This is a genomic window from Blautia sp. NSJ-140, from assembly GCF_022868965.1.
Classification (GTDB): Bacteria; Bacillota; Clostridia; order Lachnospirales; family Lachnospiraceae; genus Blautia_A.
Window position 1 is genome coordinate 18,405 of record NZ_JALIFS010000011.1, and the last position, 16,309, is coordinate 34,713.

At 46.7% G+C, this 16,309-nt stretch carries 13 protein-coding genes, 1 tRNA gene and 1 riboswitch; of the genes, 11 read left to right on the forward strand and 3 right to left on the reverse strand.

Features of this window, described 5'->3' with window-relative positions:
• The first annotated feature begins 8 nt into the window (after positions 1-8).
• Positions 9-755: a leucine-rich repeat protein gene (locus MUB50_RS12650; RefSeq protein ID WP_182434043.1), complete on the forward strand. Its 747-nt coding sequence runs from the start codon at positions 9-11 to the stop codon at positions 753-755.
• 168 nt (positions 756-923) lie between these two features.
• Here MUB50_RS12650 and trhA read toward each other — a convergent pair whose 3' ends face one another.
• On the reverse strand, positions 924-1,589 hold the full coding sequence (gene trhA / locus MUB50_RS12655; protein ID WP_118626581.1) for a PAQR family membrane homeostasis protein TrhA: 666 nt from the start codon (positions 1,587-1,589) through the stop codon (positions 924-926).
• Between the two features lie 381 nt (positions 1,590-1,970).
• Here trhA and MUB50_RS12660 point away from each other — a divergent pair, with 381 nt between their 5' ends.
• Complete coding sequence (locus MUB50_RS12660; RefSeq protein ID WP_118626583.1) at positions 1,971-2,519, forward strand: stage V sporulation T C-terminal domain-containing protein; 549 nt, start codon at positions 1,971-1,973, stop codon at positions 2,517-2,519.
• 69 nt (positions 2,520-2,588) lie between these two features.
• On the opposite strand, the gene MUB50_RS12665 is transcribed toward MUB50_RS12660, so the two are convergent.
• Both MUB50_RS12665 and MUB50_RS12670 read right to left on the reverse strand, forming a co-directional pair.
• Entirely contained in the window at positions 2,589-3,152 is a 564-nt protein-coding gene (locus MUB50_RS12665) for a M15 family metallopeptidase (protein ID WP_059086458.1), read from the reverse strand.
• 72 nt (positions 3,153-3,224) lie between these two features.
• Positions 3,225-4,685, reverse strand: coding sequence for a nicotinate phosphoribosyltransferase (locus MUB50_RS12670; RefSeq protein WP_118626585.1), 1,461 nt, complete (start codon positions 4,683-4,685; stop codon positions 3,225-3,227).
• 275 nt (positions 4,686-4,960) lie between these two features.
• Between MUB50_RS12670 and MUB50_RS12675 the strand changes: the two genes are divergently transcribed.
• The 9 genes from MUB50_RS12675 (at position 4,961) to MUB50_RS12715 (ending at position 16,305) form a co-directional block, all read left to right on the forward strand.
• Positions 4,961-5,032, forward strand: a tRNA-Gln gene (locus tag MUB50_RS12675).
• A gap of 170 nt (positions 5,033-5,202) precedes the next feature.
• The gene (locus MUB50_RS12680; protein ID WP_118626587.1) at positions 5,203-5,910 is read left to right on the forward strand and encodes an acyl-[acyl-carrier-protein] thioesterase; all 708 of its coding nucleotides are present in this window, start codon (positions 5,203-5,205) and stop codon (positions 5,908-5,910) included.
• Positions 5,911-5,974: 64 nt separating this feature from the next.
• Entirely contained in the window at positions 5,975-6,676 is a 702-nt protein-coding gene (araD, locus tag MUB50_RS12685) for an L-ribulose-5-phosphate 4-epimerase (protein ID WP_118515168.1), read from the forward strand.
• A gap of 204 nt (positions 6,677-6,880) precedes the next feature.
• On the forward strand, positions 6,881-7,123 hold the full coding sequence (locus tag MUB50_RS12690; protein WP_118515166.1) for a helix-turn-helix domain-containing protein: 243 nt from the start codon (positions 6,881-6,883) through the stop codon (positions 7,121-7,123).
• A 183-nt stretch (positions 7,124-7,306) separates the two neighbouring features.
• Positions 7,307-7,477, forward strand: a riboswitch (Lysine riboswitch).
• Positions 7,478-7,663: 186 nt separating this feature from the next.
• Positions 7,664-9,250 (forward strand): Na+/H+ antiporter NhaC family protein, encoded by a 1,587-nt coding sequence (locus tag MUB50_RS12695; protein ID WP_420314646.1) that lies wholly within the window; start codon positions 7,664-7,666, stop codon positions 9,248-9,250.
• Positions 9,251-9,428: 178 nt separating this feature from the next.
• Positions 9,429-10,271 carry a CvfB family protein gene (locus MUB50_RS12700; RefSeq protein WP_021652585.1) on the forward strand — a complete coding sequence of 281 codons (843 nt, stop codon included), beginning with the start codon at positions 9,429-9,431 and terminating at the stop codon, positions 10,269-10,271.
• A gap of 105 nt (positions 10,272-10,376) precedes the next feature.
• Positions 10,377-13,844, forward strand: coding sequence for a DNA polymerase III subunit alpha (locus MUB50_RS12705; protein WP_118626591.1), 3,468 nt, complete (start codon positions 10,377-10,379; stop codon positions 13,842-13,844).
• A 68-nt stretch (positions 13,845-13,912) separates the two neighbouring features.
• Complete coding sequence (gene pfkA, locus MUB50_RS12710; RefSeq protein ID WP_059086454.1) at positions 13,913-14,902, forward strand: 6-phosphofructokinase; 990 nt, start codon at positions 13,913-13,915, stop codon at positions 14,900-14,902.
• Positions 14,903-14,910: 8 nt separating this feature from the next.
• A complete protein-coding gene (locus MUB50_RS12715) occupies positions 14,911-16,305 on the forward strand; it encodes a TrkH family potassium uptake protein (protein WP_244791268.1) in 1,395 nt (464 codons plus the stop codon).
• Positions 16,306-16,309 lie beyond the last annotated feature (4 nt).

Genomic DNA, 16,309 nt, shown 5'->3' on the forward strand with positions numbered 1-16,309 from the left:
GCATGGAAATGAGGATAAATAAAAAAATACTCGCAGGGCTTACAGCTGTCAGTATGCTGACCTGCGGGATATGGATGGAAAGTGTTTTTGCAGCGGATACATTCAGTGCGGAGGAGACAGAAGAAGCTGTATCGGATACTGTGACGGATCTGTCGGCAGAATCCATTACAGGGACTGAAACGGAAGATGTCCCGGTAATGGACACAGCAGAACCGGAAAATAAATCTGAGATTTCAGAAACTCCAGAGATGTCAGATGAGCCGGCAGAACCGGATAATCCAGAGACACAAGATACATCAGAAACACCGGAAGAAACAGAGCTTCCGGAAAATGAAGAAGCGGATATTCCGCAGGAAATGCTCCCGGATGATCAGGGAGATCAGCCGGAAGCAGCATTTGAGGAGAACGCAGCATCGGAAGATATGGAAACAGAAACCGATCAGGCAGAAGAAAAGAGCGGTTTTTGCGGAGCGGAGGAGAATACCATATCCTGGAGCCTTGATGAAAGCGGAGTTCTCGAGATCGCAGGACAGGGAGCCATGAATGAATGGCAAAATGAGGAAGAAGTTCCCTGGAACGGATACCGTGACCAGATAACAGAGGTCCGGATCAAGGAGGGCATTACCAGCATCGGAGCCTATGCATTTGCAGACTGCGAAAAGCTTGTAAAGCTTGACATTGCGGACAGTGTTCAGACTATAGGAGCATTTGCATATTTTAACTGCAGTGGTCTTTCCACACTGACCATCGGCTGAGATCATCGGGATTACAGGCTGGATCAGACATAATAAGAAGCCCCGGAACATGAGGAAGCTTCAGAGAAGTCATAACTTCGACTTCCTGAGGTCTGTCCGTGTTCTGGGGCTTTAAGTTTTTTTGGTATCCAAAAGGTGAGATTGTTATCTATCTGATTACAGAGCAACTCAGTGGATCGCCATACCGGCTACAAAGAAATACATTACAACAAAATGGCACACACTTCCCAGCATCACAAAAACATGAAATACTTCGTGGGAGCCGAAATTCTTATGCTTCGCATTGAAGATCGGAAGTTTCAGGGCATAGATCACACCGCCGATGGTATAGATGATGCCGCCGGCAAGGAGCCATCCGAAGCCTGCGCGGGGCAGACTATGGAAGATCGGAACAAAAGCAAGTACACACAGCCAGCCCATTCCAATGTAGATCACAGAGGAAAGCCATTTCGGGCAGTTGATCCAGCAGCCCTTGAGGATCATTCCGATGATGGCAACAGTCCATACGAGGGCACAGAGGATATAGCCGGTGCGTCCGTGGAGAACGATCAGGCATACAGGAGTGTAGCTGCCGGCAATCATCACGAAGATCATCATGTGATCCATTTTTTTCAGACGGCGGTTCACCTTGGCTGTGGAGTTTACGGAATGGTAAAGTGTGCTTGCCAGGTAAAGAAGAATCATGGTAAGGATAAAAACACTTACCGCAAAAACATGAAGAACATCTGCGCTTCTGGCCGCCTTCACGATCAGCGGAGTGGCTCCGGCCACGGCAAGAAGCATGCCGATTCCGTGGGTTATGGCGCTTCCCGGATCTTTTAATTTAAATTTCATATAAAAACACCTCCTGCAAAAAATCTGCTGTTTATATCATATGGACAACTTCATGATCGGTTCATCAATGATGGATCATTGTGACAGTTTATGACACAACAATGTAGAAATTGATAAAATAACATGTAGTATTCAAAACTACATATCAAGTATACGAATACTATACCACTATTATTCAAAAATGCAACCCCTATTTTCAAAAAAACTTTATCGGGATTTATTTCTGCAGCAGGCATACGACAATGCGGCTCCTGCGACGGATAAATAAGAGATTTTTATGCATATTTCTCCCAGTTTTTCGCATAATAACCATATGAAAAACAAATAGTTGACATAACATTGACGTACGATAAACAGAAAATACAGGAGGAATTCAGGAAGATGAAAGCAACGGGAATTGTTCGCAGGATTGATGATCTGGGCAGGGTTGTGATTCCAAAAGAGATACGAAAGACACTGCGGATCAAAGAAGGAACGCCACTGGAGATTTTTACAGACAGGGAAGGACAGATCATTCTGAAAAAATATTCGCCCATTGGAGAGCTGAATACGTTTGCTGCGGAATATGCGGAAGCATTGGTACAGACCACCGGACTGACTGCCTGTATTACAGATCGTGATCAGGTCGTGGCGGCATGTGGCAGCGGAAGCCGGGAACTGGAAGGCAAAGAGATCAGTTCTGATCTGGATGCAGTCATTGCCGGCAGAGAATGCAGACTGGTCAGTCGGAGCAGCAGGGAAAATATTCCGATCATTGTTGATGACAGTGATTCTTTTGAACGAAAAATGATACAGCCTGTCCTGTGTGCCAGCGATGCGATCGGGGCTGTGATCCTTCTGGCCAGAAGTGAAAAAGCGGAAATGGGTGACACGGAGCGTGCACTTGTCCGCACAGCAGCCGGTTTTCTTGGCAGACAGATGGAGCAGTAGGGCGTGCATAGAAAGTAGGAAAAATATCCGCAGAGCTGTATATAAATATCAGATACCGGAAGCAGCAGATCAGGGAGGGTGCGGACACCGTGAAGGAAAGCAGTGGTATTCTTCCAGAGTCAGATTTGTGATAGTGAGCCAGGAAGCCAGAGGTTTGGTCACATAGCGGATGTGCCATGGCTCGTAAGGGATGCCGGTGATCTCCTCTTTGTTTTTGGGGTACCGGAGGATAAAACCATAGAGCGGAGCGTTCTTTTTCAGCCAGCGGCCTTCACCTGTTGCGGAAAACCTTTCGGAGAGCTCCATATGGATGGAAGGGCAGGAGACATCCAGAGCAAGTCCGCTCTGGTGCTCACTTGTTCCAGGCTCTGCAACGAAAGGACTTCCCGTAAAAAGCTCCTTCTGTCGCTGGTAGGAACGATATCCGGAAACTGCCCACAGGTTCAGACCGCATCTGTGACAGGCATGGAAAAGCTGGGAAGCGGCTTTTGCAGCCTGATACTCCAGAAGCCGCTTCGGATCTCCCGGCGCTGCTTCAAATGGAAGTCCGATATCGATGAGATGTTCCGGCACAAAGGCTTCCGGCAGAGGATGCTCCCTGCTGATCAGCCGGGTATAAAATTCTCTGTGCAATAAAAACCCCCCTTTCCTTATCCATAAGCTTATGATAAGAAAGGAGGGTTTATGAATGCTTATTTCTGTTTATCAGAGCTCTTTTTCACTCATTTCTTCCAGGAGAGCCTTCTTCATGTCATAGAGTGACTGGGAGAGATCTACATAAACCTTCTGCGGATTTACAAAACGTCTGGATTCATCCCACAGTGTGTTTTGCTCCTGTTTGCAGTAGTCGCGGAGTTCCATGACAGATGGAGACTGGTAAACGCTCTTACCACCTTTAATTACCGGAACAAGGAGCTCACGGAGTTCGTAGGTTCCGCCAAGAACCTTGGTCTTTTTCCAGGTGTCAACCGGGTCGAAGATCACCATAGTTTCTTCCAGATCGAATTTCTCATCTGCAAGGCAGATCAGATCGGCCTTGATCTTGCCGGTCTTTTTGCTGTAGATACGGTATACAGTCTTGTTGCCCGGGTTGGTAACCTTTTCTGTGTTTTCGGAAAGCTTGATCTTCGGCTGGAAGGTATCGCTGTCAGCGTCCTTTACAGCGGCAAGTTTGTATACGCCGCCGAATGCCGGATTGTTATCGGCTGTGATCAGTTTGGTTCCGACGCCCCAGGAATTGATCTTGGCATCCTGGGCCTTCAGGCTTTCGATAAGATATTCATCAAGATCGCTGGAGGCAGAGATGGTAGCATCATCGAAACCGGCAGCAGCCAGCATCTTGTAAGCTTTTTTGGAAAGATATGCAAGATCACCGCTGTCGATACGGATTCCATAGTTCTTCAGCTGGATACCTTCCTCACGCATCTCCTCAAATACACGGATCGCATTGGGAACACCGGATTTCAGGACATCGTAGGTGTCAACCAGAAGAGTACAGGAATTCGGGTAAAGTCTCGCATAGGTCTTAAAGGCAGTGTACTCATCCGGGAAACTCATGATCCAGGAATGAGCATGTGTTCCGAGAACCGGAACGTTAAACATCTGGCCGGTCAGTACGTTGGAAGTACCTGCACATCCGCCGATCACTGCCGCTCTGGCACCAAAGATTCCGGCGTCCGGACCCTGGGCACGGCGAAGACCGAATTCCATGATTGGATCGCCCTTGGCTGCGTGGCATACACGTGCTGCCTTAGTGGCAATAAGACTCTGATGGTTCATAATGTTCAGGATGGCGGTCTCTACAAGCTGAGCTTCCATGATCGGTGCGATAACCTTGACCATCGGCTCTCGTGGGAAGATCACGGTCCCCTCCGGAATTGCGTAGATATCACCGGTGAATCTGAAGTTGCTCAAATACTCAAGGAAATCATCCTCAAAGATGCCAAGACTTCTCAGATAGGTAATGTCTTCTTCTGAGAAACGGAGATTTTCGATGTATTCGATCATCTGCTCCAGTCCTGCGCAGATGGCAAAACCGCCATCGCATGGATTGTTGCGGTAGAACATATCAAAGACAACGGTCTGGTTGGTAGGATTTTTGAAATATCCCTGCATCATGGTAAGCTCATAGAGGTCCGTGAGCAGAGTAAGGTTATTTGCTCGCATAGCGTTCTCCTTTAGATGCCTCCGGATATTGTGACCGGAGGGAAATACACGGTTGTTTCCGCTCTTTTTATTATACGGCTTATTATAACACAAAGGAGTGGATTGTAAAATTTTTTTTACTGCGTAAACCCGCATATAATAGGGAGTTTTAACAGCAGTTTAAGAAATTTTGAAAAAAAATAAAAAAAATTAAAAAAAGGGGTTGCAATTTCAAAAAAGCTGTTATATAATAACATCCGTCGCAAGCGATAAGGCAAGCGAAAAACAAAACACATAGGGCTATCGCCAAACGGTAAGGCAACGGACTCTGACTCCGTCAGTTCAAGGTTCGAATCCTTGTAGCCCTGCTTCTTAAGTACCTCGGTTGAGAGGTACTTTTTTTGTGCTCAAAAATAAGAAGATATTTGCAAGTTGCTGTTCACTGATAATATTCGCAATCCGCTGCGCCAAAAAAACAAGTGCGTTTCTTTCTGCCAAGTGTTACAATAAAGTATAGACAGTATGACAGGAGGCATGAATGAGTTACAGTTTTGAGAGTCGAGTAAGATTCAGTGAGATCGGAGAAGATGGCTGCCTGACGTTGCCGGGAGTTCTGGATTATTTTCAGGATTGCTGTACCTTTGAATCCGAGCAGACAGGAGTCGGTATGGAAGTATTAAAGGAACAGAAAAGAGCCTGGGTACTTTCTGCATGGCAGGTGATCGTGAAGCGGTATCCAAAGCTTGGTGAAAATATAAAAGTAACAACAATTCCTTATGGATTCCGTGGATTTATCGGAATGCGTAATTTTATTCTTGAGACAATGGATGGTGAGAAGCTGGCATGGGCCAATTCCTACTGGTCCTTTATCAATACAGAAACCGGTCTTCCGGAAAAGCTGACACCGGCAGATACAGATCCCTATGATCTGGGCGAAAAAATAGAGATGGATTATGCACCAAGAAAGATCGCGCTTCCGAAGGAACGGGAAATGCAGAATGCTTTTTCCGTACAGAAGCATCATCTGGACACCAATCATCATGTGAATAACTGTCAGTATATCCGGATGGCAGCGGATCATCTGCCTGAGGATTTTAAAGTTGGTCAGCTTCGTGCTGAATATAAACGTCAGGCAGTACTGGATAATGTTATCATTCCGGAAGTATATATGACAGAAAATAAAGAAGCTGTAGTTCTCAACGCGGAGGATAAAGAACCTTACGCAGTAGTTGAGTTTACAAAATAAATATAGGCGGTAGAGATTAGTACATCGTTTTTGAAACAACTATACCGTAAAAGGAGGGCGCGCTATGCTTGAAAAATTAAAAGAAGAAGTTTACAGAGCAAATATGGATCTGCCAAAATATGGTCTTGTTACCTTTACATGGGGAAATGTCAGCGGGATCGACAGGGAGCAGGGACTTTTTGTGATCAAGCCAAGTGGTGTGGATTATGACAAGCTGACACCGGAAGACATGGTAGTGGTAGATATTGATGGAAATAAAGTAGAAGGAAGATACAATCCATCCTCTGATACACCGACACATGCAGTTCTTTACAGAGCATTTCCGAATATCGGCGGTATCGTACATACCCACTCATCCTGGGCAACAAGCTGGGCACAGGCAGGCAGATCGATCCCGTGTTATGGAACCACACATGCAGATTACATTTACGGAGAAGTACCATGTGTGCGTAATCTGACCAAAAGAGAGATCGAAGAGGCATATGAGAAGAACACAGGAGTTCTTATTGCTGATTATTTTAAAAACAAAGATTATGAAGCAGTGCCGGCCGTGCTGTGCAAGAACCACGGACCTTTTACCTGGGGTAAGGATGCTCATGAGGCAGTTCATAACGCAGTTGTTCTTGAGGAGGTTGCCAAGATGGCATCTCGCTGCGAGCTGATCAATCCGGATGTAAAACCGGCACCGCAGGAGCTTCAGGATAAGCATTACTACAGAAAACATGGTGCAAATGCGTATTATGGTCAGGTAGACCTGGAAGACTGATCAGAAGAAAAAACAGTTTGACCCGATGGTGGGTCGTCAATATCCGCCTGAGTGGAAATGCCGCGGAACAGTACCGCGGCATTTTTTGTCGAAAAATGCAGAAAATGTCAGATTTGCTGACCTTTAACACAGATGCCGCCGAAATATGTGCTAATGTCAAGAAAAATGCAGAACATTAACACATTTATTAAAATAGGTGGCAGGATGAAAATATACGCTTATCAAGGAAAAAAGAATGTTTCCGGAGAAAAAATACGCCAGATGAGGAATATGAAACGGATGTCGCAATCTGCGTTGGCCGCAAAAATGCAGGTGGAAGGAGTGATGCTGGAGCGTGACAGTATCAGCCGGATCGAAGGAGGAGAACGTTTTGTAGCAGATTATGAACTGCGGGTGTTTGCCAAGGTACTGGGAGTGGATGTGAAGTGGCTTCTGAACGAGCAGTAAATAAGGCAATATTGGATTATAGTTCACTGGTAATATTCCGCTGAGAACGGAGTGAAAAGTAGCACAATATTGGTCTGACTGGCAGGAATCTGTGTAAACTACTTGATATTTATGTCGGAAACTGCTACAGTATAAAGAAAAAAAGACGGCCGGGAAGCCCTGTGGAGGGCAAACGGTCACGGATAAGAAGATAGAGGCGCGGATTTTATCAGTATTTATGGATGCAAGGCCCTGGCAGGCTGTTCATAAAGAAAGGAAAATCTGCCGAAGTGCTCTGGAAGGCCAGATGACAGGGTGCTGGGATAACGTAGAATATGCGTTGTACTGTCACGGATGTGGAGCGCTATCGGTAGCACTTCGGGAAATCTGCATTTAATATGCTGAATGGAGATTTTCTGACAGGCTATAAGTTAAATAAGGATTATTTAACCGGAGGTGTTCTTAAGAAGAGACAGCCTCCGTTTTTTTGTCCCCGAAAAAGGGAGGAGAAAAATGAGTAAAAAAGCAGGAACAGCATTGTCTGTTATGGCAATGATATTCATGGGCGCACTGGCAAGTCCTTTGACTGTGCTGGCTGCGGATGCGGAGGAGACTTACCAGCCTGCTCTGTATGCAACGATCTGGGCACTGCTTCCACCTCTTGTAGCGATCATCCTTGCGCTGATCACGAAAGAAGTATACAGTTCTCTGTTTGTGGGAATTGTAGTAGGAGCACTGATCTATTCCGGATTTAAATTTGAAGGAACGGTAACACAGATTTTTGAGGGAGGAATCATCAAGGTTCTTTCTGACAGCTATAACGTAGGAATCCTGATCTTCCTTGTTATCCTGGGATCTGTGGTATGTATGATGAACAAGGCCGGCGGCTCTGCCGCATTCGGACGATGGGCCAGCAAAAAGATCCATACACGTGTGGGTGCAGAGCTTGCATCGATCATCCTTGGAATTCTGATCTTCATTGACGATTATTTTAACTGTCTGACAGTAGGAAGTGTTATGCGTCCGGTAACAGACAGACATCATGTATCCAGAGCAAAATTTGCATACCTGATCGATGCGACAGCCGCTCCGGTATGTATCATCGCACCAATCTCATCCTGGGCTGCCGCAGTCAGCGGATTTGTAGAGGGACAGGATGGACTTGCGATTTTTGTAAGAACCATCCCGTATAACTTTTACGCGATCCTTACTATTGTAATGATGGTTGGCATGGTACTGATGAAAACCGAGTTTGGTGCCATGAAAACACATGAGATCAATGCTCTGAACGGAGATCTTTATACAACATCTGCAAGACCGTATGAGAATGCAACGGATGATGCGACACCGAATCCGAGAGGAAAGGTGATCGATCTTGTGATCCCGATCGTTGTGCTTGTTATCTGCTGTGTCATCAGTATGATCTACACAGGAGGATTTTTCAGCGGAACAGATTTTGTTACCGCATTTTCACAGAGTGATGCCTCTACAGGCCTTGCAATGGGAAGTGCTTTTGGTCTGGTATTTGCCATTATTTTCTATATGATCCGCCGTGTGGTCAATTTCAGAGACTGTATGGGATGCATCCCGGAAGGCTTCAAGGCTATGGTACCGGCGATCATGATCCTGACCTTTGCATGGACACTGAAGGCTATGACAGACTCACTTGGTGCAGCGGTATTCGTAGAAGAAGCAATGCGTTCTGTTGCCGGTGGTATTGAAGTTATCCTTCCAGCCATTATTTTCCTGGTTGGATGTGGACTTGCATTTGCTACAGGTACTTCCTGGGGAACCTTTGGTATCCTGATCCCGATCGTTGTTGCGGTATTTGAGAAATCCAGTCCTGAGATGATGATCATTTCCATGTCTGCCTGCATGGCAGGTGCAGTTTGCGGAGACCACTGCTCACCGATCTCCGATACAACGATCATGGCTTCCGCAGGAGCACAGTGTGATCATGTGACTCACGTTTCCACACAGCTTCCGTATGCGATCCTGGCTGCGGCAGTATCCTTTGTAACTTATATTGTTGCAGGTTTTGTAAAAACAGCATGGATCGCTCTTCCGGTGGGAATCGTGCTGATGCTGATCGTACTTTTTGTCATTAAAAAGATGAACCCGATGCCGATTGAGAAACCAACAGAATAACAGACTAACCCAATGTGGGGGCAGATTTCCCCATGAATGGCAAATAAAAGGCAGTGACGGAAAGAAATTTCCGAAGCTGCCTTTTTTGTGCTTTCTATAATAATTCTCTTATGTTATAATGCAGGACAGACAGCAAATAGTAAATGATCATATATAGTTTTAAGGAACAGGAGTAAGAATGATAGAATTAGGTAAAAAACAGAAATTACTGGTTGTAAAAACCGTGGATTTCGGAATATATCTTGGAGAGGACCGAAACGCACCTCAGAATGAGAGGGTGCTTCTTCCGTCCAAACAGGTACCGGAAGGAACCAAAGCAGGTGATGAGATCGAAGTATTCATCTATAAGGATTCCCAGGACAGACTGATCGCAACGACCCGTGAGCCGATGCTTCAGGTGGGACAGACAGCAGTCCTTAAGGTAAAACAGGTCACCAGGATCGGTGCTTTTCTTGACTGGGGACTGGAGAAGGATCTTCTTCTTCCGTATCATGAGCAGACCAACCGGGTCCGTGAAGGCGAGGAGTGTCTGGTAGCTCTTTATGTAGATAAGAGCAGCAGACTCTGTGCAACCATGAAGGTGTATCATTATCTTTCCACCAGAACTCCTTATGTACCGGGAGATTCGGTAAAGGGGCGTGTCTATGAGATCAGCGGGAATTTCGGCGTTTTTGTTGCGGTAGATGATAAATATTCCGCTCTGATCCCGGCACGGGAGGCAACAGGCAAGTACAGACCGGGAGCTATTCTTGATCTTCGTGTCACAGAGGTGAAAGAGGATGGCAAGATGAATGTCAGTGACCGCCAGAAGGCTTACATCCAGATCAATGAGGATGCAGAGAGCGTATTCAGCGTGATCGAGGAATTTGCAGGGGTGCTGCCATTTGATGATCATGCTTCACCGGAAGTCATCAAGAGAGAGTTTGGCCTCAGTAAGAACGCATTCAAGCGTGCAGTCGGTCATCTGATGAAGGAAGGAAAAGTAGAGATCCGTGACAAGAGGATCTACATTAAAAAATAACAAGGTGTTGACCGGCTCCGGATCAGACACGCTCCGGCACGTTCAGAGAAAAGTGCAGAGCGGGGAGGATCCGGAGCCCTGTTTTTTACGATAAGGAGAATAAATTTGGGGTTTACACATTTACATGTCCATACAGAATACAGCCTTCTGGATGGCTCCAATAAGATCAAAGAATATGTAGCCAGAGTAAAAGAGCTGGGTATGGACAGTGCGGCGATCACCGATCATGGCGTTATGTATGGTGTCATTGATTTTTACAGGGCTGCAAGAGAAGCCGGGATCAATCCGATCCTCGGATGTGAGGTTTATGTGGCTCCGGGCTCCCGTTTTGACAGAGAAGTGGGAAGTGGGGATGACCGTTATTATCATCTGGTCCTGCTGGCTGAGAATAATCAGGGATACAGCAACCTGATGAAAATTGTATCCAAGGCATTTGTGGAAGGGTTTTATTACAAGCCACGTGTGGATCTGGAGCTTCTGGAAAAATATCACGAGGGTATCATTGCCTTAAGTGCCTGCCTGGCAGGAGAGGTCGCCAGATATCTTGCACGTGGAATGTATGAGGATGCCAAGATCGTGGCATTACGTTATCAGGATATTTTCGGAAAAGGAAATTTCTTTCTGGAGCTTCAGGATCATGGGATTCCGGAGCAGCAGACAGTAAATCAGCAGCTTCTCCGTATGCACAGAGAGACGGGGATCGATCTGGTTGCCACCAATGATGTGCATTACACTATGGCAGAGGATGCGGAACCACATGATGTTCTTCTTTGTCTGCAGACTCAGAAAAAGCTCAGCGATGAGAACAGAATGCGCTATGAGGGCGGCCAGTATTATGTGAAATCGCCGGAAGAGATGGCGAGGCTTTTTCCATATGCGCTGGAAGCGCTGGAAAACACGCATAAGATCGCGGAGAGATGTCATGTGGAGATTGAATTTGGTGTGACCAAGCTGCCGAAATATGATGTGCCGGACGGACTTACCTCATGGGAATATCTGAACAAGCTTTGCTATGAGGGACTTGAGCAGCGTTATCATCCGGTAACAGAGGAGCTGAAAAAGCGCCTGGATTATGAGCTGTCTACTATCAAAAATATGGGATATGTAGATTACTTTCTCATCGTATGGGATTTTATCAAATATGCCAGGGACAACGATATCATGGTTGGTCCGGGACGAGGTTCTGCCGCAGGAAGCCTGGTCGCCTATACACTTGGGATCACCCAGCTGGACCCGATCCGCTATGATCTGCTCTTTGAACGTTTCCTGAATCCGGAGCGAGTATCCATGCCGGATATCGATGTGGATTTCTGCTTCGAACGGAGACAGGAAGTTATTGATTATGTAAGAAGAAAATATGGTGATGACTGCGTGGTTCAGATCGTTACCTTCGGTACGCTGGCAGCCCGCGGTGTCATCCGTGATGTGGGCCGTGTTCTGGATATGCCTTATGCCCAGGTGGATACCATCGCCAAGATGATCCCACAGGAGCTGAATATCACCATTGACAAGGCACTGGGAATGAATCCGGAGCTTCGCAAGGCCTACGAGGAACAGGACGATATCCATCGTCTGATCGATCTGGCAAAACGTCTGGAGGGGCTTCCGAGGCATACCTCCATGCATGCGGCAGGTGTTGTGATCAGCCAGAAGGATGTATCGGAATACGTACCCCTTTCCAGAGCACAGGATGGTTCCATTGTCACGCAGTTTACCATGACAACACTGGAAGAGCTGGGACTTCTGAAAATGGATTTCCTGGGCCTCCGTACCCTGACGGTTATTCAGAATGCTGTGAAAATGGTGGAAAAAAGTACCGGTATGCTTCTGGATATGCAAAAGATCGACTACAACGATAAAAAGGTACTGGATTCCCTCGGAACAGGACGTACTGACGGCGTGTTCCAGCTGGAGAGCGCCGGAATGAAAAGCTTCATGAAGGAGCTGAAGCCGCAAAGTCTTGAGGACGTGATCGCGGGAATTTCGCTTTACCGTCCGGGCCCCATGGATTTCATTCCGCAGTACATCCGCGGAAAAAACCGTCCGGATACCATCCGTTATGATTGTCCGCAGATGGAGCCGATCCTGAAGCCGACCTATGGCTGTATCGTATACCAGGAGCAGGTTATGCAGATAGTCCGTGAGCTTGCAGGCTATACCCTTGGACGAAGTGACCTGGTACGCCGTGCCATGTCCAAGAAAAAAGCTTCTGTTATGGCAAAAGAACGCCAGAATTTCGTTTACGGAAATGCCGAGGAGGGAGTACCGGGATGTATCGCCAATGGTATTTCCGAGGAGATCGCAAACAAGATCTACGATGAGATGACAGATTTTGCAAAGTATGCCTTCAATAAGTCTCATGCTGCCGCTTATGCGGTGGTCTCCTACCAGACGGCATATCTCAAATATTACTATCCGGTAGAGTTTATGGCTGCACTGATGACATCCGTTGTGGAAATGCCAAACAAGGTTGCCGAGTATATTTCTGTATGCCGCCAGATGGGGATCCGGATCCTTCCGCCGGATATCAATCATGGTTTTTATGGCTTTTCTGTTGACAATGGTGCCATTCGTTATGCACTTTCTGCCATCAAGAGTATCGGCCGTCCGGTAATCGAGGGGATCGTGAGGGAGCGTGAGGAGCACGGAGAATATACCTCCCTGAAAACATTTATTGAGCGAAATATCGACCAGATCAACAAGAGGGTTGTGGAAAATCTGATCAAGGCCGGAGCGCTGGATTGCCTGGAGGGAAACCGGAATCAGAAAATGACGGTTTATACGCAGATCATAGACAGTATCAACCAGGATAAGAAGCATACCATGGCGGGACAGCTGAGCCTTTTTGATATTGCGCCTGAAGAAGATAAAAACGAATTTGAGATCCGTATGCCGCAGGCAGCAGAATATCCGAAGGAGACGATACTGACCTTTGAGAAGGAAGTTCTCGGCATCTATCTCAGCGGTCATCCGCTGGAGCGTTACCGGAATATGATGGAAAAAATGATCTCTGCAAAAACTTCTGATTTTCAGCCGGATGATGAAACAGGGATACCGGAGGTTTACGATAATCAGAAAGTGATCGTGGGCGGAATGATCACGGATAAAACCATAAAATATACAAAGAATAATAAGGTAATGGCGTTTCTTACAGTGGAGGATCTGGTAGGCACCGTGGAGGTTGTGGTATTTCCACGTGATTACGAAAAATGCCAGATGTTCCTGAATGAAGATGCCCGGCTCTTTATTCAGGGAAGAGTATCCGCAGAAGACGACAAAGCCAGTAAGCTGATCCTGGAAAAGGTCCGTCTTTTTGATGATATGCCAAGAGAACTGTGGCTCCAGTTTGAAAGCCGGGAAGAGTACGCAAAAGCCGAAACCGGTCTGGTAGACGATCTGATGGAATCCAGAGGAAACAGCACGGTGGTTATTTATCTCAAAGATGTCAAGGCAATGAAGAAACTTCCCCCTGCTTATCAGGTCCATATCGAGGACTCCTGGCTGGAACGCATGTGTGAAAAATATGGAAGTTCCAATGTTAAAATTGTGGAGAGAGTATTGAAAAACTTATAAAAATGCTATAAACTATACCCGAATATGTGTATTACAATAGGTTGTTTCATAAGATGGAGGATAACAATATGGCAGAGAACAAAATCAAAACGATCGGCGTTTTGACCAGTGGCGGTGACGCACCTGGAATGAATGCTGCAATCCGTGCTGTTGTCAGAAGAGGATTAAGCAGCGGACTGAACGTAAAGGGAATCTATAAAGGATACAGCGGTCTCTTAAATGAAGAGATCAGAGATATGACAGCAAAGGACGTTTCCGATACGATTGAGCGAGGCGGAACAATTCTTTATACTGCCAGATGTGCAGAGATGAGAACAGAGGAAGGACAGCAGCAGGCTGCAGAGATCTGCAGAAAGCATGGGATCGACGGCCTTGTTGTTATCGGTGGAGACGGTTCCTTCGCAGGTGCGCAGAAGCTTGCGAACCTTGGAATCAACACCATTGGCCTGCCGGGAACTATTGACCTTGATATCGCATGTACCGAGTACACCATCGGTTTTGATACTGCTGTAAATACAGCTATGGAAGCTATTGACAAGGTACGTGATACATCCACATCCCATGAGAGATGCAGTATCATCGAGGTTATGGGACGTAACGCCGGATACCTTGCAGTATGGTGCGGTATCGCAAACGGTGCTGAGGACATCCTGATCCCGGAGAAATATGATTATGACGAGCAGAAGCTTATTGACAATATTGTAGAGAGCCGTAAGAAAGGCAAGAAACACCATATCATCGTAAATGCTGAGGGCATCGGCCATTCAGAGGCTATGGCGAAACGTATCGAGGCTGCGACAGGCATCGAGACACGTGCAACTATCCTTGGTCACATGCAGCGTGGTGGAAGCCCTACATGTAAGGACCGTGTATATGCGTCCATGATGGGTGCTCTCGCAGTAGATCTTCTTGTTGCCGGAAAACGCAGCCGTGTGGTTGGATACCGTCATGGTGAGTTTGTTGATTTCGACATCAATGAGGCTCTTGCAATGCAGAAGAATGTAGATTCCTACATGTGGGAGGTCTGCAATTCTCTTTCTCATAATTACAGAAAATAAAAATATTTATGAACTTAAAAAAAGTTTCAGACGGATTGCATAAACTGAATACGTCACAAATAATTGCCCTCGGCTTTGCGGGGGTGATTTTTGTAGGTGGACTTATTTTATGGCTGCCGTTCTGCAGCGCACCCGGGCAGGCTGTTACCTTCCCGGATGCTGTTTTTACAGCGGCGACCAGCGTATGTGTGACAGGACTTTCCACAGTTGTCATGGCAGTCCAGTGGAGCCCCATTGGAAAAGCGGTTATCCTGTGCCTGATACAGATCGGCGGGATCGGACTGATCGCACTGGCAAATATGATATTTATCAGCCTCCGGCGGAAAATCTCCCTGAAAAACCGGCGGATCATCAAGGAATCCTATAACCTGGATGAAATGGGTGGAGTCGTGGCTGTAGTCCGCAGTGTGGTGAAATGCGTGTTTCTTGCAGAAGGAATCGGTGCGGTCCTGTATGCGTTTTGCTTTGTACCGGAATTTGGAATAAAAAAAGGTCTGGTGCATGCCATATTTCTGGCGGTATCTGCATTCTGCAACGCAGGGATCGATCTTTTCGGGGAAACAAGCCTTTCGGTATATGTGAGCAATCCGCTGGTCAATATCACTACGATTGGCCTGATCATTGTGTCAGGTCTTGGATTTATCGTCTGGTGGGATCTGTGGGATAAATTCCGCAAGGTTCTGAGAAAAGATCTTTCTCCATCCAGAGTTTTTCGTGTATTGCGGCTTCAGAGCAAGCTGGTCCTTACGATGACCGGGATCCTGGTATTTTCAGGGGCATTTCTGGTATTTATTTTTGAATCCGGAAACCCTGCCACGCTGAAGGGGGCACCACTGGGAACAAAGATCATGGCATCCTTTTTCCAGTCAGTGACAACACGTACGGCGGGCTTTTATACCATGGATCAGGCGCTTTTGTCCACACCTACAGTGATCATTTCCCTGCTGTGGATGTTTATCGGAGGATCACCCATGGGCACTGCCGGTGGTGTGAAGACTACTACCATTGCGGTTCTGATCCTTTCCATTGCAGCATATCTTCAGGGAAAAAAGGATGTAGAGGTATACGGCCGCAGGATCCGTGAGAGCTATCTCCGTTCGGCCATGGTTGTTGCAGGAACCAGTGTACTGATCCTTTTTACCATGACGGTGCTTCTGTCCGCAGCAATGCCGGGAGTGGATCTGGCAGATGTTTTATATGAGATCACTTCTGCGGGGGCTACAGTAGGACTTTCCAGAGGACTGACACCTCAGCTGAATGTGGCAGGCAAGTGGATCGTGATCCTTACCATGTATCTGGGACGTATCGGACCGCTGACACTTGGAACAGCAGTTGTGATGCGTGTACGCAACAGGCCGGGAAGCACCACGCATCTCGGTGAAGAAGATATCATGATCGGTTAAACAG